At 66.0% G+C, this 25734-nt stretch carries 24 protein-coding genes and 1 tRNA gene; 13 read left to right on the top strand and 12 right to left on the bottom strand.

The window, feature by feature from the left end:
* Positions 1 to 1220: 1220 nt before the first annotated feature.
* From ACILRB_RS00990 to ACILRB_RS00970, 5 genes are read left to right on the top strand one after another with little or no spacing between them, the layout of a single operon-like run.
* Positions 1221 to 3380, top strand: a complete 2160-nt coding sequence (locus tag ACILRB_RS00990) for an AAA family ATPase (RefSeq protein WP_395664433.1) — start codon at positions 1221 to 1223, stop codon at positions 3378 to 3380.
* Positions 3377 to 6571 carry an SIR2 family protein gene (locus ACILRB_RS00985; protein ID WP_395664432.1) on the top strand — a complete coding sequence of 1065 codons (3195 nt, stop codon included), beginning with the start codon at positions 3377 to 3379 and terminating at the stop codon, positions 6569 to 6571. Before ACILRB_RS00990 ends, ACILRB_RS00985 begins: the two co-directional genes overlap by 4 nt.
* Before the next feature lie 16 nt (positions 6572 to 6587).
* Positions 6588 to 7379 carry an AbiJ-NTD4 domain-containing protein gene (locus tag ACILRB_RS00980; protein WP_395664431.1) on the top strand — a complete coding sequence of 264 codons (792 nt, stop codon included), beginning with the start codon at positions 6588 to 6590 and terminating at the stop codon, positions 7377 to 7379.
* Entirely contained in the window at positions 7376 to 8170 is a 795-nt protein-coding gene (locus tag ACILRB_RS00975) for a hypothetical protein (RefSeq protein ID WP_395664430.1), read from the top strand. The genes ACILRB_RS00980 and ACILRB_RS00975 overlap by 4 nt, the downstream gene beginning before the upstream one ends.
* Positions 8170 to 8403, top strand: coding sequence for a hypothetical protein (locus ACILRB_RS00970; protein WP_395664429.1), 234 nt, complete (start codon positions 8170 to 8172; stop codon positions 8401 to 8403). Before ACILRB_RS00975 ends, ACILRB_RS00970 begins: the two co-directional genes overlap by 1 nt.
* Before the next feature lie 2 nt (positions 8404 to 8405).
* On the opposite strand, the gene ACILRB_RS00965 is transcribed toward ACILRB_RS00970, so the two are convergent.
* On the bottom strand, positions 8406 to 8936 hold the full coding sequence (locus ACILRB_RS00965; protein WP_395664428.1) for a hypothetical protein: 531 nt from the start codon (positions 8934 to 8936) through the stop codon (positions 8406 to 8408).
* Between the two features lie 381 nt (positions 8937 to 9317).
* Between ACILRB_RS00965 and ACILRB_RS00960 the strand changes: the two genes are divergently transcribed.
* Positions 9318 to 9980: a DNA methyltransferase gene (locus ACILRB_RS00960; protein WP_395664427.1), complete on the top strand. Its 663-nt coding sequence runs from the start codon at positions 9318 to 9320 to the stop codon at positions 9978 to 9980.
* A gap of 1 nt (position 9981) precedes the next feature.
* The gene (locus ACILRB_RS00955) at positions 9982 to 10203 is read left to right on the top strand and encodes a hypothetical protein (protein WP_395664426.1); all 222 of its coding nucleotides are present in this window, start codon (positions 9982 to 9984) and stop codon (positions 10201 to 10203) included.
* Between the two features lie 220 nt (positions 10204 to 10423).
* On the opposite strand, the gene ACILRB_RS00950 is transcribed toward ACILRB_RS00955, so the two are convergent.
* The 5 genes from ACILRB_RS00950 to ACILRB_RS00930 form a co-directional block, all read right to left on the bottom strand.
* On the bottom strand, positions 10424 to 10579 hold the full coding sequence (locus ACILRB_RS00950) for a hypothetical protein (protein WP_395664425.1): 156 nt from the start codon (positions 10577 to 10579) through the stop codon (positions 10424 to 10426).
* Positions 10580 to 10718: 139 nt separating this feature from the next.
* Complete coding sequence (locus ACILRB_RS00945; RefSeq protein WP_395664424.1) at positions 10719 to 10976, bottom strand: hypothetical protein; 258 nt, start codon at positions 10974 to 10976, stop codon at positions 10719 to 10721.
* Positions 10973 to 11392, bottom strand: a complete 420-nt coding sequence (locus ACILRB_RS00940) for a hypothetical protein (protein ID WP_395664484.1) — start codon at positions 11390 to 11392, stop codon at positions 10973 to 10975. The genes ACILRB_RS00945 and ACILRB_RS00940 overlap by 4 nt, the downstream gene beginning before the upstream one ends.
* 24 nt (positions 11393 to 11416) lie before the next feature.
* Positions 11417 to 12040 carry a hypothetical protein gene (locus ACILRB_RS00935; RefSeq protein WP_395664423.1) on the bottom strand — a complete coding sequence of 208 codons (624 nt, stop codon included), beginning with the start codon at positions 12038 to 12040 and terminating at the stop codon, positions 11417 to 11419.
* 157 nt (positions 12041 to 12197) lie between these two features.
* Positions 12198 to 12291, bottom strand: a tRNA-Ser gene (locus tag ACILRB_RS00930).
* 382 nt (positions 12292 to 12673) lie between these two features.
* On the opposite strand from ACILRB_RS00930, the gene ACILRB_RS00925 reads away from it, so the two are divergent.
* Positions 12674 to 14329 carry a porin gene (locus ACILRB_RS00925; protein ID WP_395664422.1) on the top strand — a complete coding sequence of 552 codons (1656 nt, stop codon included), beginning with the start codon at positions 12674 to 12676 and terminating at the stop codon, positions 14327 to 14329.
* 280 nt (positions 14330 to 14609) lie between these two features.
* Here the strand turns inward: ACILRB_RS00925 and rplI are convergent, their stop codons facing one another.
* The 4 genes from rplI to rpsF all read right to left on the bottom strand — a co-directional run bounded on the left by rplI (position 14610) and on the right by rpsF (position 17071).
* A complete protein-coding gene (gene rplI, locus ACILRB_RS00920) occupies positions 14610 to 15179 on the bottom strand; it encodes a 50S ribosomal protein L9 (protein ID WP_395664421.1) in 570 nt (189 codons plus the stop codon).
* Positions 15180 to 15213: 34 nt separating this feature from the next.
* Positions 15214 to 16197 carry a hypothetical protein gene (locus ACILRB_RS00915; RefSeq protein ID WP_395664420.1) on the bottom strand — a complete coding sequence of 328 codons (984 nt, stop codon included), beginning with the start codon at positions 16195 to 16197 and terminating at the stop codon, positions 15214 to 15216.
* A 197-nt stretch (positions 16198 to 16394) separates the two neighbouring features.
* On the bottom strand, positions 16395 to 16637 hold the full coding sequence (gene rpsR, locus ACILRB_RS00910) for a 30S ribosomal protein S18 (protein WP_395664483.1): 243 nt from the start codon (positions 16635 to 16637) through the stop codon (positions 16395 to 16397).
* A complete protein-coding gene (rpsF, locus tag ACILRB_RS00905; RefSeq protein ID WP_395664419.1) occupies positions 16634 to 17071 on the bottom strand; it encodes a 30S ribosomal protein S6 in 438 nt (145 codons plus the stop codon). The genes rpsR and rpsF overlap by 4 nt, the downstream gene beginning before the upstream one ends.
* A gap of 400 nt (positions 17072 to 17471) precedes the next feature.
* Here rpsF and fabD point away from each other — a divergent pair, with 400 nt between their 5' ends.
* The 5 genes from fabD (at position 17472) to mltG (ending at position 23323) form a co-directional block, all read left to right on the top strand.
* Positions 17472 to 18434 carry an ACP S-malonyltransferase gene (fabD, locus tag ACILRB_RS00900; RefSeq protein WP_395664418.1) on the top strand — a complete coding sequence of 321 codons (963 nt, stop codon included), beginning with the start codon at positions 17472 to 17474 and terminating at the stop codon, positions 18432 to 18434.
* A 20-nt stretch (positions 18435 to 18454) separates the two neighbouring features.
* Complete coding sequence (gene fabG, locus ACILRB_RS00895) at positions 18455 to 19192, top strand: 3-oxoacyl-[acyl-carrier-protein] reductase (RefSeq protein WP_395664417.1); 738 nt, start codon at positions 18455 to 18457, stop codon at positions 19190 to 19192.
* Positions 19193 to 19446: 254 nt separating this feature from the next.
* Positions 19447 to 19686: an acyl carrier protein gene (locus tag ACILRB_RS00890; protein ID WP_012589934.1), complete on the top strand. Its 240-nt coding sequence runs from the start codon at positions 19447 to 19449 to the stop codon at positions 19684 to 19686.
* Positions 19687 to 19931: 245 nt separating this feature from the next.
* Positions 19932 to 21194, top strand: a complete 1263-nt coding sequence (gene fabF / locus ACILRB_RS00885; protein ID WP_395664416.1) for a beta-ketoacyl-ACP synthase II — start codon at positions 19932 to 19934, stop codon at positions 21192 to 21194.
* A gap of 218 nt (positions 21195 to 21412) precedes the next feature.
* A complete protein-coding gene (gene mltG / locus ACILRB_RS00880; protein ID WP_395664415.1) occupies positions 21413 to 23323 on the top strand; it encodes an endolytic transglycosylase MltG in 1911 nt (636 codons plus the stop codon).
* Positions 23324 to 23354: 31 nt separating this feature from the next.
* Here mltG and rimO read toward each other — a convergent pair whose 3' ends face one another.
* Together rimO and ACILRB_RS00870 are read right to left on the bottom strand one after the other, a co-directional pair.
* A complete protein-coding gene (gene rimO, locus ACILRB_RS00875; protein ID WP_395664414.1) occupies positions 23355 to 24713 on the bottom strand; it encodes a 30S ribosomal protein S12 methylthiotransferase RimO in 1359 nt (452 codons plus the stop codon).
* A 128-nt stretch (positions 24714 to 24841) separates the two neighbouring features.
* Complete coding sequence (locus ACILRB_RS00870; RefSeq protein ID WP_395664413.1) at positions 24842 to 25624, bottom strand: outer membrane protein; 783 nt, start codon at positions 25622 to 25624, stop codon at positions 24842 to 24844.
* Positions 25625 to 25734: the final 110 nt, after the last annotated feature.

The raw sequence follows: 25734 nt of genomic DNA, 5'->3' as shown, positions 1-25734 counted from the left end.
GTTTTGCGGCGGACACTCCCCAATCATGTTCGGCGAGCGCTTCGTCAGGGCATGATGAAAACCCGGCCCCGCGCACAAGATTCCTGACACTCCCACCGAGCCTCGAAAGAGTGTCTCAACCATCCACTGACGCTCCCTCACGCACGCAAGATGTGTGTTGTACTACAACACCATCTTGGCAAGGGGGCCCGCTGCGCGCCCCCGTTGCATCCCCCCGGCCCTGGCTCTTCCAGGGGATCGACCCCGTTCCAGAGCCATTCAACCGTATCGCCGGTTGATCCCTCGCAGGGAGATTTCACTCTCCCTGCACCCATCGACTTGGGGCGCTCCTACCCCAAGGCCCCTGACCATTTCATGGAGACCAGGAAGGGAGCTTTCGCGCCGCCCTTGCCCTGGACCCATCCCATCGACCGGGGAGCCTTCGAGCCCCCTGGACCCCTGACCAACCCTGCGCGGATTGGATGCCGTCAGGAGCTTTCGCACCCCTGAACCCACGAGCAAAGGGCGTTCCTGCCCTTGTGCAATCCTGACCAACCGTGCGCCGATTGGATGCCGCCAGCGCGTCGGCGCTGGACCCGGTCATGGGCGTATCGCCGCCCCCGAACCGCACTCGCAGGGCCAGGAGATATGCCTCTCCACCTGCACCGGACCATGCACAACCGACTGCCCGCTTGACCGGCAATCAGGGGAGCGTTCCTGCTGCCCACCGATACCCCCATGACCGCTTCATGGAGACGACTTCATCGAGACCAGGGAAGGGCGCTTTCGCGCTCCCCTTGTCCTGGACCCATCCCATCGACCCATGAGCCTTCGAGCCCCTTGGAACCCTGACCAGGAGGGGCGACTTCGCTCCCCTCACTGGACCTCCCATTGAACAGCCTGCGCGGATTGAAGCCCGCCAGCGCATCAGCACTAGATCCGCTTCCGTCGTGGACAAAATCAAAAAATGGATGCACATCCGTGTCTCCGTTGGCTACACTCCCCGCATGAAAACCAAGGATGTGGGACTACGGATTCGCGTTGAGCGCGAGCTCCGAGACAAGTTCCTGGAGGCGTGCCAGCTACAAGACCGGCCAGCCGCTCAGGTGCTCCGGGAGTTCATGCGCAGGTATGTCGCCGAGCATACCGTTGACAAGCAGCCGAGCCTGTCGCCTTCCGAAGTAATAACGAAGCGCCGCTGACGTAGATATGGGAAATAGGGAAATATTTGGGGGAAATTGATGCTTAAGGCCGCTCGCTTCCGCGTCCAGAACTTCAGAAACATCGACGACAGCGGCTGGATTCCGCTGGAACGTGTGACGAACTTCGTGGGGCGAAACGAGTCGGGCAAGACGACCCTTTTGAAGGCGTTTCACAAGTTCAACCCGGCGACGCCGGAGCCCTACGATCCGCAGCGGGAGTTCCCGCGCGACCGCTACACCCTCGACTATGTAGCTGGAGGCTCGAAAGGGGGCGAGTGGCCGGTGTGTTCGGTGGCGTTCGCCATTCCCAACGATGCGAAGACGGAGATCGCCGGGATACTCGGCAAGGGCCAGGAGCCCCCTTTCGAAGCCATCCTGACCCGCTATTACGACGGTTCGCTCTCCTTCGCCTACGAACCGGCGCTACAGGACCAGCCTCTTTCGCCGGAACCTGTTGTCAAGGCACTAACCGCGTTCTCAAGCGCCGCCCGCCGCCTTGCGGCCCCCGCGCTCGAACAGGAGGAGGCGACCACAGCCCAGCGTACTGCGCTCGCGGCGTGGGCAACCGGCTGGCAGGACAAGCTCAAGGGCATTGCAGACCTTTGCGATGCGGAGGGCGCGAAGCTGATCGGCACGCTGGGGAGCGAGGCCGAGAGCAAGAGCAACCCGCAGACCGCCGATATGGTCGAAGCGCTACAGGAAGCGCTCGCCCCGGTGCTGGACGTGGCGAAGGCCGGTCCAGTCATTGACCGCGTGAACGCACTGATCGAGGCCCGGCTTCCGGTACTCATCTACTTCGAGAATTACGGCATTCTGGATAGCGCCATCTGGCTTCCACGCTTCCTTGAAGACCAGAAACGCACTCCGACCGACGCGCGAGTGCGTACCATCGATGCGATGTTCCGGCATGTCGGGCTTGATCCGAAGGAAATCACCGAACTTGGCAACGAAGAGGCGCAGAACCATCGCCGCAGTGGGCAGCAACCGACGCCCGAGATGATCGCGAACGACCAGCGGCGGAAGGAAGAGCGGGCGATCCGGCTCAATTCCGCTTCGCTCGACATCAGCAGACGGTTCTCCGCGTGGTGGTCGCAGCGCAGGCACAAAATCCGCTACCACGCCGACGGCGATTACTTCCGCGTCTGGATCGCCGATGACCGGAGGCCGGATGTTGAGATCGAGCTCGAGGCCCGCAGCAAAGGCTTCCAGTGGTTCTTCTCGTTCTACCTCGTGTTCCTTGTCGAGTCCGAGGAAGGGCACAAGGATGCGATCCTGCTTCTTGATGAGCCGGGCATGCACCTGCACCCGACCGCGCAGCAGGAGCTGATCGCGTTCTTCGATACCCTCTCCGAGAAGAACCAGGTTCTCTATTCGACGCATTCGCCGTTCCTGATCGACGGCGAGCATCTGCACCGCGTTCGCCCGGTGACGGAGGACGAAACGGGTCATTCGCGTATCAGCGTCGAGACCTGGCCAAAGGACCGCGAGACAATCTTCCCGCTGCAAGCCGCCGCCGGTTACGCGATGGTGCGTGGCCTGTTCCAGCACCGCCGGAACGTCCTCGTCGAGGGCATGAGCGATTACTACTATCTTCACGCTCTCTCGCAGCAATGCGCGGCATCGAAACGCGCTTCCCTTCCTGCCGACGTGTATGTGACCGCCTGCGGCGGCACGAAGCTTGTCGGCCAGTTCGCCTCTCTTTTCCTCGCACAGGAGGTGCGCCCGCTCGTGCTGCTCGACGGCGACGACGCGGGGCGCGTCCGCCGCGATGCGCTGATGAAGGAGCTTTACGCAGGGCATGACAGCGCTGTCCTGATGCTGGACGAGGTGCTCGGCCGCGCGGGTGAGGAAGTCGAAGTCGAGGATATAATCGGCGAAGAAATCCTCCTCCCCGCCGTCAAAGCTGTGATCGGCAAGGCGATCAAACTGACCGAGGCGGACCGCAAGGCGGGCAGTCTGCCGAGTGCGATCAAGGCCGCTGCCAAGCGGCTCGGCCATGATCTGCCGGACGGCTGGAAGGCCTCGGTTGCCATCTATCTGGTTTCGGAGTGGGCGGAGAAGGGTACCAAGCTGCCGGAGGCCGTGCTCGCCCCGGCGGAGGCGCTGTTCAGGCAAGTTGCCGCACGATTTGGCTCCGGCGTTTCGACCGGCGTCCATGCCGCTCCCGAGAAACGACGTGCAGGTGCGGGCAGATCATGACGGCCGCACCGCTTAAAGCAGCCCCGCGCGAGAAAGAGGACGTTTCTCTTTCACTCGACGCTTTCGTCCGCTCCATCGGCGTCAGGCGGGCGGCACCGCATGCGCTCTTTCTGGGGGCGGGCGCATCGGTCAGCTCTGGTATCCCTTCCGCGCAGTCCTGTATCTGGGAGTGGAAACGAGACCTCTTCGTCACCAATAATCCCGGCCTTGAAGAGCAATTCGCGGAGCTGTCGCTGCCCAGCGTGCAGCGCCGCGTCCAGCAGTGGCTGGACGCGCAGAGCACCTATCCGCAGGAAGGCGCGGACGACGAGTACGGCTTCTATATCCGCGCCTGCTTTCCCATCGCCGACGACCGCCGCGCCTTCTTTCAGGAGAAGGTGCGTGGGGCGCAGCCGCATATCGGCTACCGGCTACTTTGCCATCTCGCCAAGGTCGACCTGATCTGCTCGGTCTGGTCAACCAATTTCGACGGGCTGCCCGCGCGCGCCGCCGCCAATTTCAGTCTTACGCCGTTCGAGGTCGGGATCGACACGCAGGACCGCGTTGCCCGTCCGGCGAACACCGGCGAGTTGCTGTGCGTCTCGCTTCATGGCGATTACCGTTACGACGACCTCAAGAACACGACCGAGGAACTCCAGCGCCAGGAAGAGGCCCTGCGAGCCGCGCTGATCGACGAGCTGCGCCAGCGGACGCTGATCGTCTGCGGCTATAGCGGGCGCGACCATTCCATCATGGAGGCACTTCAGGCCGCCTACGCAGAGCAGGGCACGGGCGCGCTGTACTGGTGCGGCTACGGCGACGGCGATGTTCCCGAGCCGGTGGCCCGCCTGATCGCTCACGCGAGAGCGCGCGGCAGGCAGGCCTTCTATGTTCCCGCGCTTGGCTTCGATGATTTGATGACCCGGCTTGCGCTGCATTGTCTTGAGTCCGAGCGGCGCGAGGCCGCACGCAAGGATGTTGCCGCGCTTGCCCCCGACGATCTTCTCGCGCGCCAGCCCTTTCAGGTGGCGGAGCATCGCGCGAACACCCTTATCAAGAGTAACGCCTTTGAGATCGACTGCCCGGCGGAGGTGCTTTCGTTCAACCTCAAAGCTTGGCCGCCAGAGAAAGTCTGGACCTGGGTACGGGAGCAGACCGGCGCGCGCCCGGTCGTCGCCGTGCCCTTCAAGGGGAAGATCCTCGCGTTCGGCACGGTGGACGATATCAAGGATTGCTTTGGCGAGAACATCAAGGGACCGGTAGAGAGAACTCCGATCAGTCCCGACGAGCTGCGCTACGAGGACGGCGCTATTGTCGGCCTGATGCGCGAAGCTCTCGTGCGCTCTATGGCGCATGCCGCCGGGGTTGAAACGGACGGCCAGTCCGAGCTTTGGCTGAAAGCCCCGCTCAAGAAGGTGCGGCAGGACAATTTGCAATGTCATGCGCATGAATCCGTCATCGTGTTCCTGCGCCGCGTCGGCGGTACGCAGTACGTCGTCCTCAGGCCGTCAATAAGAGTGCTGGACCAGAACGGAGCGGAAGTGCCCTACGAGGTTGCCGGACCGGTGAAGCTTGGCATTCTCGGCTACCAACACAACAAACCATTCAACACTGCCATGAATAAATGGCGCGGTCTACTTTTCCCGAAAGACAAGCCGTCCCTTTTCGAGTTCCCGACTAACTCTGGATCGAGCTTTATGTTTCGCGCCCGCCGCTCGCCGGTTTTCGCGCAGATCGGCCTGCCGCACGGCGGTCCGTCAGCCAAAATTACGCAGAATCTGCGTCCCCTCATTAAGTACAATGGGCTTCAGCTGGCGGAGCCGACGCTTCTGTTCTGCGATAAGCGGGGAACAGGGACGAATACCGACACGCATCCCGTGCGCGGCCTCGCGGCGAGCCGTCCTTTCGATTACCCGCTCACACTCAAGGGGCTTGCGCCGTCGCTACGCATCGGCGTCATCTGCCCGCGCTCCGAAGCCCCGCAGGTGCGCGGCTACCTTCAGAAGGCCAACCAGGGGCAGCGTCCCGCCGATTCAGAGCGGGATTACCTCGTCGACTTTCCGGGGTTCCAGCAGGCCTATGGCCTGCCCATCGAGATTCCCGAGCCCGGCGCGCCTGGCTGGGCTTACTGCGCCGAGCCGTCCGGCACCGGCGGGCATACGGGAGCGCTGTCCGTCGCGCAGCAGATCACCGGTTCCATCGAGGCGCTGCGCTCCTCCTATGCGCCGCATGTCGTGCTCGTTTTCTTCCCGCGCCGCTGGGATCATCTACGTGGCTACCGGAACGAGCACGAGCGCTTCGACGTGCATGATTTCGTGAAGGCCTACGCTGTCCAACGGGGGGTTGCGACGCAGTTCCTGACCGAAGATACGCTCTCAGATACCCAGCAGTGCCGGGTGTGGTGGTGGCTCTCGCTTGCTCTCTATGTCAAGGGGATGCGCACCCCGTGGGTCTTGAGTGGCCTTGACGAAGACACGGCCTATGTTGGGCTCGGCTTCAGCATCGACCGCAACGCCGTAAAGGGCAACCACGTTGTCCTAGGTTGCAGCCACATCTACAGCGCGCGGGGCGAGGGCCTGCAATACCGGCTAAGCAAGGTCGAGAACCCGATCATGCGGGGCAAGAACCCCTTCATGTCACGGGACGACGCGCGCCGCACCGGAGAGACGATTCGGCAGCTCTTCTTCGATGCCCGCATGAAGCTTCCCCGACACGTCGTGCTACACAAGCGCACGCCGTTTCTGAAGGACGAGCGTGAAGGGCTGCTCGACGGGCTCGGCGGCGTCTCCGCTATCGACATGCTGGAAATTGTCGAAGATCACGCCCAGCGATACGTCGCGTCGATGCCGCGCCGTGATGGAACCATCGACGAGGACAATTACCCGGTGCGACGCGGCACTGTTATGAAGCTCGACGACTTCACGGCATTGCTGTGGGTCCACGGCGCGACCGCTGCCGTCAATCCGAGCTTGAAGTATTTTCAAGGCAAGAGGCGGATTCCCGCGCCGCTCACGCTGCGGCGGCATGCCGGGGCGACGCCGCTCGACCAGCTAGCGGCGGAGATACTCGGCCTTTCCAAAATGAACTGGAACACGTTCGACCTCTACACCAAGTTCCCGGCGACCCTTCAATCGTCCGGCGAAATCGCCCGCATCGGTTCGCTGCTCCAGCGGTTCGGTGCTTCCTCCTATGATTATCGCCTCTTCATCTGACGACGCGGGACAAGGCATGCAGGGACGTTTTTCAGATCGACACGGATATCGCGGAACTGAGCAGGAGATCGCCGTCCGCGAGGAAGCGCCGGAGGGGCTGCGCTTCGCCATTCCGCTGATCGCACAGGATGCTGGGATGAGTCCCGACACGATGCGCCGGGTAATCTGCGGGGTCCTGCTGGTCCGGGCCGACCCGTCAAACTGGTCTGACTACCCGAACATCTGGGATGAGGTTAACGGGCTCATCGGGGACTGCCCCTGGTTCAAGGTGTACGACGTTGCAGAGGCGATACATGCCGCCTTAGCCGCGCGATACTCCGATGGAGCTGACCTCTTTCAGGATCGGCTGAACAGCTATTTCCGTGAGAATGGGATCGGCTGGCAGATGACAGGTGGCCGGATCGTCTACCGAGGCTCGGAAGCCTTTGCCGAAGCGACCCGCGAGGCCGCCGCCGTCCTCGCGCAGACCGGGCGCAGCGCAGCGGCGAACGAAGTCCACGAAGCGCTTGCCGATATCTCGCGGCGGCCGAAGCCGGACATAACCGGCGCGGTCCAACATTCCATCGCCGCGCTCGAATGCACCGCCCGCGATGTGACGGGGGAGCCGAACCTCACGCTGGGGCGTCTCGTGCCGCGCCTGGCGCTCACGCCGCCCCTGGATACGGCGGTCGAGAAGCTTTGGGGCTACGCGTCAGAGCGCGCGCGCCATGTCCGCGAGGGACAGGCAGTTTCCTCGGAAGAGGCCGAACTTGTCGTCAGCGTAGCCTGCGCTGTCTGCACGTTTCTCTCAAAGCGGGACCGGTCATGACAGCGCCGAACCCGGCAAGGCAAAGGGTCGCCCTAACCACGCTCGACAGACTGTTCGCCGATGCCGCGAATGTCTGGGTCATCCATTATTCCTGCGAAAGCTTCTACGACCGGGTGGAAGGGCGTTCTCCACGGATCACGTCAGTAGCGCTGCGCAAACTCGATTCCGCGCAGACGGTCTCGTTCTCGATCCATCAGGTTGCCGAGCGGCGGCAAATTCCGTTCAACCAAATCGAGCAGCATTACGACGATCTTGAGAAGGAGATGCTCGCGGCCTTCTTCGGTCATCTCGGCAGCCACCGGGGAATGAAATACCTGCACTGGAACATGAGGGACGTGAATTATGGTTTCCAGGCCATCGAGCACCGGTTCCGTGTGCTGGGCGAAGAGCCTGCCTACGTCGTTGAGGACGACAAGAAGTACGACCTGTCCCGACTGCTGATCGACATCTATGGCGTCGGCTATATCGATCATCCCCGCATGGAGAAGCTTCTCGCCAAGAACCACATCGCGCCGCGTGATTTCCTGAATGGGGCCGAGGAGGCGAAAGCATTCGAAGAGCGCAACTTCGCCGCCCTTCACCAATCAACGTTGCGGAAGGTCGATGTTATCGCCAACATCGCGGGCCGCGCGCATGACCGCAATCTGAAGACCAACACCACTTGGTGGGAGATGCACGGCGGCAGGGTGCGGACTGCACTGATCTGGATGGCCGAGAACAAGACTTTCCAGGTGGTGGCTGGTCTTGCAAGCATCGTGGGGCTTGCGCTCGCAGTATGGGCGCTAGCCTGATGCCGACGCTCACAGGATTGGTCCTGCCGCCGCCCGGCTCATGGGACGAGTTCGAAGAGAGTGCGCTTTCGGCGGCCAAGCTGAGATGGAACTCGACCGACTTGTACCGCCACGGCCGACAGGGCCAGCGTCAGGATGGCGTCGATATTTTTGGCATGCCGCTGATGGGCGGAATATCGGTGTCCAAGGTAAAACACCGTGGACGGCATCACTATCGCTACTATTCAATCTGAACTCACTCAGGCTGAGACCTTTCAGCCTCCCATAGAGCATCCTCAAAGTTCGTTACCGAGGCGCGCACGTAGTCGATCACCTCGACGAACGCAATCCACTCCTTTTTGCCAAGCCGCCCGTGCAGCCGCAGCACCGGCTTATCGGGGTCGAAGATTTCGACACTTTCCGCGTGGATGATCTTGTTGCAGGTTTCACGAAATTCGAGCGGAACTTTCTCATCCTTGTCGGCCTCTGGGTAGAGCTCGCCGCATACGGCCTCGACAGGCTTGAAACTCAGCTCGTCCGGGTTCTCCCGAAGCTTGCGCATATGCTCCATGTGCAGGCGGTTCATAATGGCCGTGCTGACGAGTTGATGCACGATCTCGTCCTCGGTGAATCGCTCCTGCAGCTCGCGCAGGGGATCGTTCTCGCCTTCCGCGATGGCGAGGATCGGCGAATAGGCCAGGAATGCCGATAGCAGCCGGTGCAGATCGCGCAGGACAGTCGCTGAGTTCAGGCGATAGCCGGGTGTCAGTGGTGAATCATCGTTCATGGCAGCATTATAGACTTTTGCAGCGCGTCCGGCATGGCCGACCGAGCTCTACTCGCTGCGCTCACGAAGCTGCATGAGTCATCTCCGCCATTCGGTAACGATCCCTCGCGCAGTGGGCGGCTTAAGCCACCCGAAGGAACGGACCTGTCGGCCCGTGAGCCTTCGTTTGTTCAGGGGCCTGCGGCCCCTTCCTCCGTCAAGACCAAGCCCTCCGCTGCGCTACGGGCGCAGCCAGCGGTTTCCCCGCCCTTCCGCATTTCATTTGTGCAGGGCGGGTGATCCCCCTCCGCTGTCTGCGGTCTTGACGGCCTCCCCCCGCTCATTGGCGCGGGCCTAGTGCGGTTGCATGCGCAACCGCAAAAACAGACTAGGAGAAAGCCAATGTTACCAACCAACCAGATTGTTCAAGGCGACTGTGTGGAGGTCCTGAAATCCCTTCCCGACAGCACCGTTGATCTTGTCGTGACCGATCCGCCCTACCTCGTGAACTATCGCGACAGGAGCGGGCGCAGCGTCCAGAACGACGGCGGCAGCCCTGAATTTCTTGGGGCGTTTTCGGACCTGTACCGGGTCTTAAAGCCCAACAGCGTTTGCGTCTGTTTCTACGGGTGGAGCCGCGTTGACGAGTTTTTCAGCGCATGGCGGCAGGCAGGATTTCGCCCGGTGGGGCATATCGTCTGGCAGAAGGGCTATGCGTCACGGGTCGGACTTTTGGAATACCGGCACGAGCAGGCTTATTTGCTGGCCAAGGGCAGCCCTGCACGGCCCGCAAAGCCCTTTGCCGACGTTCAGCCGTGGGAATACTCGGGGAATCGGGCGCACCCGACCGAAAAGGCGGTTGGCATCCTTTCACCGCTTGTCCGGGCCTTCTCAAAGCCGGGTGACATCGTGCTGGACGCCTTCGCGGGTTCGGGCAGCACCGCCGTCGCCGCAGCCTTGGCAGGCCGCCGCTATGTCGGAATCGAACTGGACGGGGCCTATTGCGATCTTGCCCGCAAGCGCCTTGCAGGCGTCGCCCGCTACACCGACAGAAAGGCGGCTTGAGATGAACAGCACAACCGGACAGGCAATCATTCTCGCCAACCTTTCCGCCCTTCGCGCCACCCTCGCGGAGGCGCTGGAGCGGGCGACCGAGGCCGAGAACGTCATTAAGGCCGGGGAGCAGAATCAGGCCATCGGTACCGCCCTTGGTATTGACGAGATGCTACAGAACGCAGCGGCCCTCTACGCCGCCGCCCTGATATTCCATCGGGACGGAGGGCCGTGATCGCAACGCCGGAAGCCGGACTCTTCGTTCAGGCTTCCGGTTTCCAATTTCTGAATTCACCCCCTCTTGGGGGCGAGCCCCCGCCGGTTCGCCCCGCCCACCCGGCATCCCCCGCGCCTTCGCGCAGCGCCAGCCCTACCGGAATCAACAGCCCGCCGTTGCCGACCGAACCATCCGATCTGGCAGGACGCTCCGGCCCGGTGGGGCCGGAGCGTTGCGGCTAGGGCGTCGGCGGCGGGTACGCGACGCCGGGACCAGGCTTGGGCGGTTGATAGTTGGGATCGAGGACGACGAGCGCCCAGACCAACAGCCAGAAGACGCGGGGGCTCCGCTCGCCTGCGGCGGCCGAGCCGAATGCGGCTTTCAGTGAGATCATGAGTTTCCTCCTTCGGTTTTCAGGTCCGGCCGATCCGGACCTTTCATGCCATCCCGGAAGGAGGGACAGGGCGGCAGAACGCATCCGCAGGACCGCAACGGCAGAGGAGGACCCCGCGCAGCACGGGGTTGCGTCGGCTTCAGCCCTGTCTGTCAGACCGGGAAATGAAAGGCCGGATGACCGCTGCGCCCGGGGGCGGATTAAGGCTCATTGAAAACATGTGGTTTTTGCAGCGCGTGCCTTTGGCGATGGCGTCGGCTTCGGCGAACGCCCCGGCGAGGTCGGCACTGACAAAGCCGCGCACCTCATGCAGCTCGACATGATCGTTGTCGCGCAGCGCGAGCAGATAGCGGGCAAGCTGCGGAGCGTCCCCGCGCTCTTTGGCTTTCAGGATCACGGTCCGCCCCCGGGCGACTTGCCGAGGGCGCGCAGCAGCTCATCCCGCATGGCCGACACCGCGCCGCAGGCTTCTTTAAGTTCAGCCTCGGTCTCCGGCGTGACCGGCAACGAGCCGGTATTCACGGCCTTGGCGAGCTGGTTGAGGTTGGAGGACAGCCGGGACTGGCCCAGCGCCCCCAAGACGCGCCCCAGCGCTTCATGGTCCTTGACCGGAAAGCCGCCCAGGCGCTTGCGCGGGGCGACGTCCCCGCCAAACAGCCTCTCACGGATGTAGGCTCCGAGCGCCTTGCCGGCCGAGTCGTCTTCCAGCCGCGCCCGTTCGGCGGCGGTCAGCCGCAGCGAGAAGGGCGGCGGGGCCTTGAGCGGGGTCGCGCCCGCCGCTCTCCGGAAATCACGGCGAGGGTGGCTTGTCATCACCGCACCGCAGACCCTTAGGGTCTAGCTGCGCGAGATGGCGCTCCCATTCTTCCAGCGTCTCAAAGAGAATGTTCGAACTTTCTCCTCCGAGGCGCGCCATTTACGAATAAAACCGGGCGCTCCGACCGGAGCCGCCTCGCTGACCGTAACAAGACGTTCCAGAACGCTCCGGCGACCGTGGATGCGGATTTCCGCCTCGACCGGGTCGATGGCGAGTTTCCTTTTCATGCGCGCGCCGCGCTGTTCGACCACGACGGTCGTATAGCCACAGGGCGGAGCCGCGCCATTCCAGAAGACCTGTCGGGCGTTCCTGTTCATCGAGCCGCTGACGTGTTTGCGTATCTCGGCTGACGGGCGCTCATCGAACAGCGCGAAACCCTGACGGATCATAATGCCAGTGGGATCATCGCGCACATTCTGCGTCATCGAAACGAGGCGCACGCTCGCTTTGGCTCGTCGGCGCATGCCTCTCCTGTAAGAAAGCGTCGCGCATGAAGCGGCTGGGTGGGCCTGCAACTGCGGCGGCCTGCCGGGATCGATGAGGCGACCTGGAGTCGGGCGATCGACGACGACGAGTGGTTGCTCGACGCATGGGCAAGGCATGCTCGCCATGTTCGGTTCGCCGCCCGGCGATTTCTTCGACATTTCACGCGATGGCCGCCGCGACCTCGCCTGGATGCTACAGGGCCAAGCCTTGAGAGCCCTTTGGCCCGGGCACGCCGTCACGACGCCGGGCCGCGTGTTCGACCGGACAGACCGATTCTGAAATCGACAATGATTACAGAAGCTTCGTGTGAAGATTTGGCGGAGACGGAGGGATTCGAACCCTCGATAGGGCTTTACAACCCTATAACGGTTTAGCAAACCGCCGCCTTCAGCCTCTCGGCCACGTCTCCGCTCGGACGCAGGCGATCGTTCCGGCGCCGCGTCGCGGACATATGCCCGAGGCGGCGGGCGAACGCAAGCGGTCACGCCGCCATGCCGGCGCCCAAAGGGTTGCTCGCCTGCAACAGTCGGTCGCTTAAGCGAGAAACGGGCGCGAATCGTGTTTTCCAAATCTGGCCCCGAAGCTAATGTCGACCTGCGAACGAGAGGGGGGCCAACCCGATCGTGACCCCGGAACGGCGAGGCGGCCTCATGACAGGCGCTCCGGTCCGGAAAGAACGGGACGACGGCTGCCTGGCCGATCGGCGCAAGCCTTTTTCAGGACGGCGAAGGGGATCGCCGGCGCGCAGGTCAGGACCGTCCCTGATCGGGTCAGTTACTCGGAGGTTTAAGATGAAAGCGTTGAAGGGCCTTCTCCTTGGATCCGCCGCGGCCGTCGTCGGCGTGTCCGGCGCCAAGGCCGCCGATCTGCCGGCCCGCCAGGCCGCGCCGATCGAATATGTCCGCGTCTGCGACGCCTACGGCTCCGGATTCTTCTATGTCCCCGGCACCGACACCTGCCTCAAGGTCGGCGGATTGGTGTTGGGCGAAGTTCGTTTCTACGACGCCTCGTATCAGGTCAACGGCGCTTCCTTCCAGGCGACCGGCACGGCGACCGGCCTCGGCTCCTCCACGGCGGCGATGAACCCGACGCTGCCCGCGTCGGCGATCCGCGGGACGGGCGGCGCCTCGACTTTCGGCTATATCCCGACCGGCGCCCAGTACACCAACGCCCGCACGCGCGACGCCTACGGCTGGAACACCCTCGGCCGTATCGAGCTCGACGCCCGCACGGGAACGCCCTGGGGCACGCTGCGCTCGTTCCTGCGCGTCGACTCCTACGTCGGCACGGGCTTCGCGAACACGGGCAGCCTGCAGAGCGGCTCGAGCTTCGCCTCCGGCCTCTATAACAACACGATGAACTCGGCCGTCCGCGAGACGACGATCGTCAACAAGGCGTTCATCCAGTTCGCCGGCCTCACCGCCGGCCGCGCGCAGTCGATGTTCGACTTCTACGCCAGCGCCTACAACTATCAGAACCTCGCCGGCTCCAACGCCACGACCCAGCTCCTCGCCTACACCTATCGCTTCGGCGACGGCTGGTCGGCGACGGTCTCGATCGAAGACCAGGCGGCGCGTTCGACGGCGATCGGCAGCACCGTCTCCGGCGCCTATAACGCCGCGGGCGCCCTGACCGCGGCCTCCCTCAACGGCATGGCCGGCACCTCCTTCACGGCCCAGCCCGCCGGCATGCGCTGGCCCGACATCGTCGGCAACATCCGCATCGACCAGAAATGGGGCTCCGCGCAGCTGTCCGCCGCCGGCCATCAGGCGCGCGCCAGCCTCTGGGCTTCCGGCGCGACCAACTTCAACATGCTTGGCGCGCCCGCCGCGACCGACGACACCTACGGCTGGGCGATCCAGGGCGGCGTGCAGCTGAACGTCGACTACCTCTCGCCGGGCGACAAGCTGTGGCTGCAGGCCGCCTATGAGCAGGGCGCGGTCAGCTATATCTGGGGCAACAACCTCGCCTCGAGCTACGGCGCGGTGAACGGCCTGCGCTTCCAGGGTTCGGGCTTCACCCCGGCCGACACCTCGGCCAACTGGAACCCGAACAACATCGCGGATTGCGTCTTCACGCTCAGCGGCGCCTGCGAGCAGCAGACGGGCTGGTCGGTCGTCGCGGCCTACAAGCACTACTGGCTGCCGACCCTCGCCTCGGCGGTGTACGGCTCTTACGCCAAAGTCAACTACTCCTATAACGCCCTGCAGGGCTACGGCGGCGCCGTCGGCGTCTCCAACATCAGCACCGCCCGCGTCGGCACCAACCTCGTCTGGACCCCGGTCAAGGGCTTCGACGTCGGCGCCGAGTTCATGTACGTGAACGTCGCGACCACGCGTCCGGCCGGCCTCGCGCCCGACGCCGTGCTGAACTCGGTCGGCCTGCCGGGCTACCGCAGCTCGAGCAACCAGTACGAAGGCCGCGTGCGCGTGCAGCGCGCCTTCTGATCGAAAGATCTTTCATTGTATTGGAAAGGCCCGGCTCGCGCCGGGCCTTTTCTTTTGGAGCCTAGACGCGCAGGACGCGAGCGCTCGGCCCGCCGCCTGAAGGGGGCGGCGCAATAAAAAAGCCCCACGCCGTGAGGCGGGAGCTTTTTGTCGGCGCTTGTCTGTCCGGCTCGCGGTCCGGGCCTTGCGCGTCGTCCGGCCGTTTCGTGGCGGCGCGGATAGCCCGGAGCGCGACGGGACTTGCGCGCCGCGCGTCTCCCGTCGGGCAGGCCCGAACGCGTCAGCGGTCGCCGAGGCTGCCGCCGGCGTCGGCCAGCGCCGCGCCGACTTCAAGGCCGAGATCGTCCATCGACGCTTCCTCGACGGTGTTGACCTCTTCGCCCGCCGCCTGGCGTTCGGCCTCGGCGAGCGAGCGGGCGACGTTGATCGTGACCGTCGCGACGACTTCCGGGTGCAGATGGACCGGCGCCTCGACGAGGCCGATGGTCTTGATCGGCGTGGCGAGGACCACCTGGTTGCGGGTGATTGCGAAGCCTGCGGCGGCGGCGACCTCGGCGATGTCGCGCGGCGACACCGAGCCGTAGAGGTGGCCGGTCTCGCCGGCCTGGCGGACGATCACGAAGGTCTGGCCGTTGAGCGTCTCGGCGATGGCTTCGGCCTGCGTCTTGAGCTCGTGGTTGCGCTCTTCGAGCTGAGCGCGCTGGCCTTCGAAGCGGGACTTGTTGGCCTCGGTCGCGCGCAGCGCCTTGCCTGTGGCGAGCAGATAGTTGCGCGCATAGCCGTCCTTGACGCGCACCACGTCGCCGATCTGGCCGAGCTTGGCGACGCGCTCCATGAGAATGACTTCCATCGTGTTTGTCCTTTCTGAAAAGTCAAAGGGTGGATTATCGAAGGGCCGCGGCGCGGGACCGGCGGCGGCGTTCGCGCAGGCCGACGAGCTGTTCAGCGAGGCCCACGAAGACGAAAAGGCCGAGCAGCCAGGGCGGAACGACCACGAAAAGCGCGACATAGACGAGCGTCAGGACCGGCCCGCGATAGGCGCTTCCCCGCGTCAGCTCATGGACCACGGCGAGCCCCTCGAGCGCAAAGCCCATGGCCAGGCTCGCGGCGACGATCGCCGCGGCGAGGCCCGGCAGACCGCCAATGAAGGCGGCGACGAGGCAGGCGGCGAAGATCGGCGCGCAGACGAAGGGCAGGCCGAGCGTGGAGGGGAGATCCGGCCACGGCCGCGGCAATTGCCCGGACGCCTGCGCCGCCCGCGCGGCGAGCCAGAGATTGATCAGGAGCATAAGGAGGGTCGACGCCGCGACCGCCGGCGGCGCGGCGAGCGCAATGGCCCGCGCGATGCGGCGCAGGTCGACGCCGTCGGGCAGCTGCGCCTCTCCGATCACCGCTTCGAGCGCCGGCGTCAGCACGGCGTCGACGCGATCGAGCGCGGCGTAGAAGCCGCCGTAACGCGCCGTCGCGACGAGCGCAATGGCGAATCCGACCGCCGCCGCGCAGGCTGCGGCGAGGCCGACGATCCGGTCGACCGGCGCCCCCCGGCACAGCAGATAGGATAGAAACAGCGCGGGACCGGCGAGGGCGAAGATGAAGATTGCGGACGAGGTCAGGCCGGCGAAGACGGCGCCTGTCTCGGCCTGGAAGAAGCCCGCGAGCCCGATGGAGGCGCAGGCGACGAGGCCGGCGCCAAGCCCGACGGCCGGCCCGAAGCCGATCATCGCGAGCATCAGCGGCAGCGAGGAAAGATAGGCGAGGCCGACGGCGAGCGTGCTCGCCGTGCTGACGAGGCCGAACAGCAGCGCCGAAGCGAGGCCCGCGCCGAGGGCGACGGCGGGCGGCGGCAAAAAGGAGTGTCGGTCGGCCATCGGCGTGCTGTCCCGCGCGGGGCGGTTAGAGAGGGGTCAGGCTCTGAACAGCCCGCCCGTCCCAACATCTGGGAGCCCGCTTCGGCGTGAATCGCAGGAGCGGAGGCGAAGCCGCCGCTCCTGAATTTTTCGGCGCGACGGGGAAGCTTTGGAGCCGGCGTGCGAAGGCCCGGGCGTTACGCCGGCGCGGCCTTAAGTCAGCGGATGACGTAGGGCAGAAGGCCGAGGAAACGCGCGCGCTTGATCGCCTGGGCGAGCTCGCGCTGCTTCTTGGCCGAGACGGCGGTGATGCGCGAGGGCACGATCTTGCCGCGCTCGGAGATGTAGCGCGAGAGCAGGCGCGTGTCCTTGTAGTCGATCTTCGGCGCGTTCGGCCCGGAGAAGGGGCAGGTCTTGCGGCGGCGGAAGAAGGGACGGCGGGGAGCGGCGGTGGACATCAGGCGTTCCCTTCTTCGGCGACGGGGGCTTCTTCACGCGGGCGGCGCGGCCCGCGGTCCGGGCGCGGCCCGCGGCGATCGCCACGGTCTCCGCGCTCGCCGCGGTCGTCGTCGTCGCGCTTGCGCATCATCGCCGAGGGGCCGGCCTCGAGCGCGTCGACGCGGATGGTGATGAAGCGCAGCACGTCCTCGTTGATGCCGCTCTGGCGCTCCATCTCGGCGATCGCGGCCGGCGGGGCGTCGATGTTGAGCAGGGTGAAATGCGCCTTGCGGTTCTTCTTGATGCGGTAGGCGAGCGTCTTCACGCCCCAGTATTCGACCTTCTCGACCTTGCCGCCGAGCGATTCGAGAACCGACTTGAACTGCTCGGTCAGGGTTTCCGCCTGCTGCGCGGAAATATCCTGGCGAGCAAGATAGATGTGCTCGTAAAGAGCCATGACTCTTGCCTTTCGTGACGGGCCGAAGATTTCGGCGTCGCGTCCCGGCGCAAAGCCCTTCGAGCCCCGGAAAGGCTCGACGAGACAGACGAAGGCGGAGACACGGGAAAACGGAGCCTTGGCTCCTGCGCGCGGGCGCGCTTTTCCGTTCAGCCCCCAGCCGGGACCGCGAAGCGCGCTTTATAACGTCTTTACGTCAGGGCGCAACCCGCCAGGAGCGTTTTCATGAGCGCATCCGCCCCTCGCCATCCGCCTCTCGCCATGCCGGGGACGCATGGCGACGCATGGCGCCCGCCACGGCCGCGGCGGGCGCGCAAAAGAATTGCGCCGTCCGCTTGACAGACCAGCGTCACGATGTCACTTCGCCGCCGCAACGATCTGACGAATTCGGGATGGCGCGTTGAGCGGGACGTCGAGGGCTTTCATCTTTCCGGGGCAGGGTTCGCAGAGCGTGGGCATGGCCAGGGCTTTGGCCGACGAGTTTTCCGTCGCGCGCGCCTTGCTCGACGAAGTGGACGAAGCTCTCGGCCGCAAGCTGTCGACGCTGATGTTCGAAGGCCCGCAGGACGAACTCACGCTCACCGCCAACGCCCAGCCGGCCCTGATGGCCGCGAGCCTCGCGACGATCCGCGTTCTTGAAGCTGAGGCGGGGCTCGACCTCGCGCGCGACGCGGCCTTCGTCGCCGGCCATTCGCTCGGCGAATATTCGGCGCTGGCCGCGGCGGGCTCGCTCGGCGTCGCCGACGCCGCGAGGCTTTTGCGCACGCGCGGCGAAGCGATGCAGGCGGCGGTGCCGGTCGGGGAGGGGGCCATGGCCGCCCTGCTCGGAATCGACGCCGAAGCCGCCGCGACGGTCGCGGCGCAAGCCGCCGCCGAGGCCGGCGAAGGCGCGGTCTGCGAGGTCGCGAACGACAATGGCGGCGGCCAGGTGGTCGTTTCGGGCACGGCCGCGGCGGTCGCCCGGGCGATCGAGATCGCCAAAGAGGCAGGCGCGCGCCGTTCAGTCCTGCTGCCGGTTTCCGCGCCCTTTCACTGCCGCCTCATGGCCCCGGCCGCCGAAAAGATGAAGGAGGCGCTCGCCGGCGTCGACATCCTCGCGCCGTCCGTTCCGCTCGTCGCCAATGTCGTGGCGAAATCCGTGAGCGATCCCGAGGAGATCCGCGGCCTGCTCGTGCGCCAGGCGACGGGCGCCGTGCGCTGGCGCGAAAGCCTCGTCTTCATGGCCGAGGGCGGCGTCTCGACGTTCGTCGAATGCGGCGCGGGCAAGGTGCTGGCCGGCCTCGTCAAGCGCGTCTGCGCGGCCGCGGGCGGGATCTCCGTCGGAACGCCGGCCGACCTTCCCGCCTACAAGGCGCTCGCCTGAAGCGCTCCGGAGACGTTTTCATGTTTGATCTGACCGACAGGACCGCGCTCGTCACGGGCGCGAGCGGAGGCATCGGCAGGGAGATCGCGCGGGGGCTCCACGCGCAGGGCGCGCGCGTCGGTCTTTCGGGCACGCGCCGCGAAGCGCTCGAGGCGCTCGCCGCCGAACTTGGCGGGCGCGTCGAGATCCTGCCCTGCGACCTCTCCGACGCCGCGTCGGTCGAAGCGCTCGTGCCGGCCGCCGAGAAGGCGCTCGGCGGACTCGACGTTCTCGTCAGCAACGCCGGCGTCACCCGCGACAATCTCTTCATGCGCATGAAGGACGAGGAATGGGACGCGGTGATCGCGGTCAATCTGACCGCGACGTTCCGGCTCGCGCGCGCCTGCCTCAAGCCGATGATGCGCAAGCGCTTCGGCCGCATCATCGGGATCACCTCGGTGGTCGGCGTCGTCGGCAATCCGGGACAGGGCAATTACGCCGCCTCGAAGGCCGGCATGATCGGCATGTTCAAGAGCCTCGCCGCCGAGGTCGCGAGCCGCAACGTCACCGTCAATTGCGTGGCGCCGGGCTTCATCGAGAGCCCGATGACCGACGCGCTCAACGAGAAGCAGCGCGCGGCGGCGCTTTCCGCAGTGCCCATGGGGCGCCTTGGAACCGGCGCCGAAATCGCCGCCGCGGTGGTCTATCTGGCCAGCGCGGAAGCCTCCTACACGACCGGCCAGACCTTGCACGTCAACGGAGGAATGGCAATGATCTGAGGGGCTTAGGGTCAATTTCCCGGGGGGCGCGCAAGCTCTCGCCAAGGGGATTGAAACGTGTTACCAAGCCTGCGTCAACTGTGGGGAAACGCGATATTCGCGCGGTTTCAAGGGCCTCGGGGAGGCGCGAAGAAATCGTCCGCCGCGCTGAGCCCGACGGATCGCGGCTCCCGGCGCGGCGACAGGGCGGCCTCGGGGCCGCGTCGACGCCGGCGGAAATCGGCAAATTTTTAAGGGACAAGGATCGAAACGCCATGAGCGATGTCGCCGAGCGGGTGAAGAAAATCGTAATCGAACATCTTGGCGTCGACGCCGACAAAGTCGTCGACAACGCCAATTTCATCGAGGATCTCGGAGCGGATTCGCTCGACACGGTCGAACTCGTGATGGCCTTCGAAGAAGAATTCAGCGTCGAGATTCCCGACGACGCGGCCGAGACGATCGTCACCGTCGGCGACGCCGTCAATTTCCTCGAAAAGGCCACCGCCGCCTGACCGGGGCGCCGGGCGCGCCTTCGCCGGCTCGCCCACGCGCGCCCGTTGAGGGCCGCTCCTTCCGTCCGGCGCGATCGCCGGCGGAGCGGGCGGAAGCGCGGAGTTGAGACTTCGCGCGTCATTTCGCCGGCCGGAGGCTCGCCCCGAGGCCGGACCGCGCGCCGGACCAGGCGTCGAGCGCGGCCTTTTCCAAGGCCGCGCCAAGGGCGTTGGCCGACTCGCGAATTTCGCCGGATCGCAAGACCATGCGTAGAGTTGTCGTCACCGGGATGGGAATGGTCTCGCCGCTCGCCTGCGGCGTCGAGGAGACCTGGGCCCGGCTGATCGCCGGGCAGAGCGGCGCGCGGACGATCGACGAGTTCGACGTGTCCGACATCCCCTGCAAGATCGCCATGCCCGTGCCGCGCGGCGACGGCTCCGACGGCGCCTTCAACGCCGACGACTGGATGGAGCCGAAGGAGCAGCGCAAGGTCGATCCGTTCATCGTCTTCGCCGTCGCCGCCGCCACGCAGGCGCTCGACGACGCCGGCTGGAAGCCTTCGACCTATGAAGAGCAGATCTCGACCGGCGTGCTGATCGGCTCGGGCATCGGCGGCCTCACCGGCATCGCCGAAACCGCCGTGACCCTGCATGAAAAGGGCGCGCGTCGCGTCTCGCCCTTCTTCATTCCTGGCCGGCTGATCAATCTCGCCGGCGGCTATGTCTCGATCCAGCATGGCCTGCGCGGCCCGAACCATGCGGTCGTCACCGCCTGCTCGACCGGCGCCCATGCGATCGGCGACGCCGCCCGGCTCATCGCGCTCGGCGACGCCGAGGTCATGGTGGCGGGCGGCGCCGAATCGCCGATCAGCCGCATCGGCGTCGCGGGCTTCGCCGCCTGTCGCGCCCTGTCGACCGGCTTCAACGACCGTCCGAAAGCCGCTTCGCGCCCCTATGACAAGGACCGCGACGGCTTCGTCGTCGGCGAGGGCGCGGGTTGCGTCGTGCTCGAATCCTATGAGCACGCAAAGGCGCGCGGGGCGAAGATTTACGCCGAAATCGTCGGTTACGGCCTCTCGGGCGACGCCTATCACATCACCGCGCCGCAGCCGACCGGCGACGGCGCCTATCGGGCCATGGCCGCCGCGCTCAAACGCGCCGGAATCGCGCCCGAAGACATCGACTACATCAACGCCCACGGGACCTCGACGCCGCTCGGCGACGAGATCGAGCTTCAGGCGGTGCACCGGCTCGTCGGCGAGTCGCCGAAGAATCTCACCATGTCGTCGACCAAATCGGCGATCGGCCATCTTCTCGGCGCGGCCGGCGCCGTCGAGGCGATCTTCGGCGCGCTCGCGCTGCGCGACCAGATCGCGCCCCCCACGCTCAACCTCGACAACCCTTCCGTCGAAACCCCGATCGACCTCGCGCCGCACAACGCGCGCAAGCGCGAGATCGAATTCGTGCTGTCGAACTCCTTCGGCTTCGGCGGCACCAACGCCTGCCTGATCCTGAAGCATCCTGGCTGAAGCCGCTCCGGCGGCCAGAGGCGCACGCGCCTTGGGACGGACGGCGCATGTTTGCGAACCGGCGGCGCCGGTCGCGTCCCGCGACTCGCCCGGCGCCCGATTTCGCCATAATTTTCTGGTTGGAACTCCGGTCGCAAAATCAGGCGGCGGACGCCTCCTGACCGCGGCCGAGACGGGTTCGGATCGAGCCGCCTTGCGGTCCAAACGGGAAACGAGCCATGGCCGCGCCTCCGCCCAATTCATCCGATCCGACGCAGCGGCAGGCCCCGCAGGCCGGGCGCCCGGCCTATCGCGCCGGGCCACAGAGCCCCAACGAGGCGCTCCAGCCCGAGGTCGCGCCGCCGCCGCCGCCCGTGCCGCCGAGCCGGAGACGGCCGATCATGTCGGCGGTCAGCGGCTTTCTGTCCTTCCTGCTCATCGTGGCGCTCGCCGGCGTCCTCGGCGTGGTGTGGAGCGAGCAGCGCATCAAGGCGCCGGGGCCGCTCGCCGCCGACAAGGTGCTCTATATCGTGCCGGGCACCGACCTGCCCGAGATCATCGGCGAGCTCGACCGGCAGGGCGTGATCGACAGCCCCTTCCTGTTCAACGTCGCGCTGCTCGTCGAAGGCAAGCGCTCCAAGGTCAAGGCCGGCGAATATCTCTTCAAGCAGGGCGCGAGCCTGCGCGAAGTGATGGACACGCTCGTCAGCGGCAAGCAGGTGCTGCACGCGATCACCATTCCCGAGGGGCTCACCAGCCTGCAGATCGTCGAACGCCTGCTGGAAAGCGACGTGCTCACCGGCGAGGTGCGCGAGACGCCGAAGGAAGGCAGCCTGATGCCCGACACCTACAAGGTGACGCGCGGATGGTCGCGCGGCGATCTCCTGAAGAAGATGCAGGACGACCAGAAGAAGGCGGTCGACCAGATCTGGGCGAAGCGCACCTCGAACCTGCCGCTGCATTCGCCTTATGAGATGGTGATCCTGGCCTCGATCGTCGAGAAGGAGACCGGCAAAGCCGACGAACGGCCGCGCGTGGCGAGCGTCTTCATGAACCGCCTGTCGAAGCGCATGCGGCTCCAGTCCGATCCGACGATCGTCTACGGCCTCGTCGGCGGCAAGGGCACGCTCGGGCGCGGCATCACCCGCAGCGAGCTCGAACGGCCGACGCCCTACAACACCTATACGATCGACGGCCTGCCGCCCGGGCCGATCGCCAATCCCGGCCGCGCCGCGCTCGAGGCCGTCGCCAATCCGTCGCGCACGCAGGATCTCTATTTCGTGGCCGATGGAACGGGCGGCCATGTGTTCTCGGAGACGCTCGGCCAGCACAGCCGCAATGTGCAGCGCTGGCGCCAGATCGAGCGCGATTCGAAGGACAAGGCGGGCGCGACGCCGGACGACGAGCAGGCGGCGCCGGCCGCTCCGGCCGGGCGCGCCGCGCCGAAACCCGACCAGCGCGGCGCGAAGGGCGGCGGCTCCATCTATGGCGCGCTGCCCGAGCGATCCACGCAGGCCGCCGCGGCGCCGTCGGAGTTCGAACGCGCCTTCAGCGTCGTCGGCGACCCGCTGTCGCTCAACGCGCCCTGGAGCGCCAATCTCAGGCTCGCCACCAAATCGCGCACGGGCAAACGCGGCCACGACGGCGGATTTGCGGGCGCGGAGACGGGCCTTGCGCTGGGGCCGGGGCTCGATGAACTGGGGCTCACGCTGCGCGGCGCGCCGGCAGAGGCCGTGCTCGACGGCTCCGACGAAGCTGCGCCCGCGGAAACCCTCGCCGCGCGCGACAGAACGGCGCCGGATCCCTTTGGCGCGGCGCGGCGGGGCGTGGCCCCGGCGAGCCCCGCGCCCGCGGACTCCGACGCGCCAGGCGTCGTTTCAGATCGCGCGGACCCGGAAATCGCTCTCAACGCCGCGCTCGCGGCGGCGCCCGAGACGCCGGCGCCGGTCGAGCCGCGGTCCGCGCAGACGGCGCGCGTCGAGCCCGCGCTTGATCTTTCCCTGCCGGCGCAGGCGGAAGGCGGCGCGCTTCGGCCAAAGATCTATGACGTGTCCGAAGGCACGGCGCTCGATCCGCTGAAAGACAAGACCTACGACCTGAACTATGCGAAGACGGTCCCGACGGCGAAGCAGATGATGCTGCCGAACTGACCGGCCCGCCCGCGCCTGTTCGCCGGCGCGCTCACACGGCGACGCCGTGAAGGTCGTAGGCGTCGGCGCGCTCGATTCTGACGTTCACGATTTCGCCGACGCGCAGCGGCCGGCGCGCGGACATGAAGATCTTGCCGTCGATCTCCGGCGCGTCGGCCTTGCCGCGGCCAACCGCGTCTTTGCCGCCGACGTCGACGATCGCCTGAAGCCTGCGGCCGACCTTTTCCTTCAGCCGGCGCGCGCTGATCTTCTGCGCCGCCTCCATGAAGCGGCGATGGCGGCGCTCCTGAACCTCGGGCGGGACCGGGGGAAGCCCGAGCGTGTTGGCGTCCGCCCCCATGACCGGCTCATATTTGAACGCGCCGACGCGATCGAGCTTCGCCTCTTCGAGCCAGTCGAGCAGCAGCTCGAAATCCTCCTCCGTCTCGCCGGGGAAGCCGACGATGAAGGTCGAGCGGATGGCGAGCTCGGGGCAGGCCGCGCGCCATGAGCGGATGCGCTCCAGCGTCTTGTCCTGGTCGCCCGGCCGGCGCATGGCGCGCAGCACCTTCGGGCTCGCATGCTGAAAGGGGATGTCGAGATAGGGCAGGACGAGCCCCTGAGTCATCAGTTCGATGACGTCGTCGACATGCGGATAGGGGTAGACGTAGTGCAGCCGCACCCAGGCGCCGAGGCCGCCGAGCTCGCGCGCGAGGTCGACGAATTTCGCCCGCACGGCGCGGTCGTGGAACGGGCTCTCGGCGTAGCGCAGGTCGAGCCCGTAGGCGCTCGTGTCCTGCGACACCACGAGCAGCTCGCGCACGCCGGCGGCGACGAGCTTTTCGGCCTCGCGCAGGACGTCGCCCGCCGGCCGCGAGACAAGGTCGCCGCGCAGCTTCGGGATGATGCAGAAGCTGCAGCGGTTGCGGCAGCCTTCCGAGATCTTGAGATAGGCGTAATGGCGCGGCGTCAGCTTGACGCCCTGCGGCGGGATGAGGTCGAAACGCGGATCATGCGGTTGCGGCGCCGCGGCGTGCACCGCCTGCATCACCGCGTCGAAATCCTGCGGGCCGGTGATGCGGAAGAGGTCGGGAAAGCGCGCGTCGATGTCGGCGCGCTCGGCGCCCATGCAGCCGGTGACGATGATCTTGCCATTGACGGCCTGGGCCGCGCCGATCGCCTCGAGCGATTCGGCCTTGGCGCTGTCGAGAAAGCCGCAGGTGTTGACGATGACCGCGGCCGCGCCCTCGTAGTTTTTGGAGATCTCATAGCCTTCGGCGCGCAGCCGGCTGACGATCTGCTCGCTGTCGACGAGCGCCTTGGGGCAGCCGAGCGAGACGAAGGCGATTTTCGGCGCTTCGCCCGGGACAGCGGGCGGGGCGGGGCGGTTGGCGTCGTCGGTCGTGATCATGCCGCCGAGTGCCATGACGCGCGGCGGATTTCAAGGGCGCAGGACGCAGGAGCCGCACAGGCCGGGGCCGAAACAGAAAAGCCCGGCTTGCGCCGGGCTTTCCGCATAAGACGCGAGGCGTCTTAAGATCAGTACTTGGCGACGACCGGAGCCGGCGGGGGAGCCATGTCGAACTTGTAGCTGAAGCCGACCTGGACCTGGTTCTGGTTGATGGTGCGGCGGCCATAGGCGCCGATGGTCGAGAGCACCGGGTCCATGTAGAAATTGGTGGCGTACATGTTCGACGTGCCGAACTGGCTGTAGCGGTACTCGGCGCGGATCGACCAGTTGTTGGTGACGGCGTATTCGATGCCGCCGCCGACGGTGTAGCCGACGCGGGTGGTCGAGGTGCTGGTGTAGCCGAACGGGGTCTGGACCGAACCATTGACGCCGGCGAAGGCGACGCCGCCGGTGGCGTAGACCAGAACACGGTCCCAAGCGTAGCCGACGCGGCCACGGATCGAGCCCTGGATGTTCATGTTGCCGCTGACGGTGACCGGGAAGGAGGCGTCGACGGCCGGGATGTAATAGCCGCCGCTGGCCGACTTCGACATGCTCGAGCCGTCGACCGAGCCTTCGAGGCCGACGACGAACTGGTTGAGCTGCAGGTTATAGCCGACATGGGCGCCGCCGATGACGCCGTTGTTGTTGGTGCTGAAGCTCGTGTAGCCGCCGAGAGCGTCGCCGACGGTGGTGTTCGAGGTGCCCCAACCATAGCCGATCTGGCCGCCGATATAGACGCCGGTCCAGGTGAAGATCGGAGCCGGCGGGACATAAACCGGCGGAGCGGCGCGCGACGGCAGGTCGGCGGCCATAGCGGTTCCAGCGAGCGCGACAGCGCCGACCGAAGCCAGAAGCACACGACGTAACATTTTTGCTTTCTCCCTTGGATCTAAAGCTTTCGCAAGCTACCGCGTTTCGTCAGCGGCGCAACCAATCTTCGACGATCAGACCGGCGAAGATCCCTCTATTCCTCCGACCG

Source organism: Methylocella sp., from assembly GCF_044226135.1.
In the GTDB taxonomy this organism is placed as follows: Bacteria; Pseudomonadota; Alphaproteobacteria; order Rhizobiales; family Beijerinckiaceae; genus Methylocapsa.
The sequence above is the reverse complement of the archived record's forward strand: the minus strand, read 5'-3'. Positions and strand labels throughout refer to the sequence as shown.

Coding starts and splice junctions, on each gene's coding strand:
- ACILRB_RS00990 (WP_395664433.1), top strand. CDS start 1,221: ATGCTTAAGGCCGCTCGCTTCCGCGTCCAGAACTTCAGAAACATCGAC.
- ACILRB_RS00985 (WP_395664432.1), top strand. CDS start 3,377: ATGACGGCCGCACCGCTTAAAGCAGCCCCGCGCGAGAAAGAGGACGTT.
- ACILRB_RS00980 (WP_395664431.1), top strand. CDS start 6,588: ATGCAGGGACGTTTTTCAGATCGACACGGATATCGCGGAACTGAGCAG.
- ACILRB_RS00975 (WP_395664430.1), top strand. CDS start 7,376: ATGACAGCGCCGAACCCGGCAAGGCAAAGGGTCGCCCTAACCACGCTC.
- ACILRB_RS00970 (WP_395664429.1), top strand. CDS start 8,170: ATGCCGACGCTCACAGGATTGGTCCTGCCGCCGCCCGGCTCATGGGAC.
- ACILRB_RS00965 (WP_395664428.1), bottom strand. CDS start 8,936: ATGAACGATGATTCACCACTGACACCCGGCTATCGCCTGAACTCAGCG.
- ACILRB_RS00960 (WP_395664427.1), top strand. CDS start 9,318: ATGTTACCAACCAACCAGATTGTTCAAGGCGACTGTGTGGAGGTCCTG.
- ACILRB_RS00955 (WP_395664426.1), top strand. CDS start 9,982: ATGAACAGCACAACCGGACAGGCAATCATTCTCGCCAACCTTTCCGCC.
- ACILRB_RS00950 (WP_395664425.1), bottom strand. CDS start 10,579: ATGATCTCACTGAAAGCCGCATTCGGCTCGGCCGCCGCAGGCGAGCGG.
- ACILRB_RS00940 (WP_395664484.1), bottom strand. CDS start 11,392: ATGACAAGCCACCCTCGCCGTGATTTCCGGAGAGCGGCGGGCGCGACC.
- ACILRB_RS00935 (WP_395664423.1), bottom strand. CDS start 12,040: ATGTCGAAGAAATCGCCGGGCGGCGAACCGAACATGGCGAGCATGCCT.
- ACILRB_RS00925 (WP_395664422.1), top strand. CDS start 12,674: ATGAAAGCGTTGAAGGGCCTTCTCCTTGGATCCGCCGCGGCCGTCGTC.
- rplI (WP_395664421.1), bottom strand. CDS start 15,179: ATGGAAGTCATTCTCATGGAGCGCGTCGCCAAGCTCGGCCAGATCGGC.
- ACILRB_RS00915 (WP_395664420.1), bottom strand. CDS start 16,197: ATGGCCGACCGACACTCCTTTTTGCCGCCGCCCGCCGTCGCCCTCGGC.
- rpsF (WP_395664419.1), bottom strand. CDS start 17,071: ATGGCTCTTTACGAGCACATCTATCTTGCTCGCCAGGATATTTCCGCG.
- fabG (WP_395664417.1), top strand. CDS start 18,455: ATGTTTGATCTGACCGACAGGACCGCGCTCGTCACGGGCGCGAGCGGA.
- ACILRB_RS00890 (WP_012589934.1), top strand. CDS start 19,447: ATGAGCGATGTCGCCGAGCGGGTGAAGAAAATCGTAATCGAACATCTT.
- fabF (WP_395664416.1), top strand. CDS start 19,932: ATGCGTAGAGTTGTCGTCACCGGGATGGGAATGGTCTCGCCGCTCGCC.
- mltG (WP_395664415.1), top strand. CDS start 21,413: ATGGCCGCGCCTCCGCCCAATTCATCCGATCCGACGCAGCGGCAGGCC.
- rimO (WP_395664414.1), bottom strand. CDS start 24,713: ATGATCACGACCGACGACGCCAACCGCCCCGCCCCGCCCGCTGTCCCG.
- ACILRB_RS00870 (WP_395664413.1), bottom strand. CDS start 25,624: ATGTTACGTCGTGTGCTTCTGGCTTCGGTCGGCGCTGTCGCGCTCGCT.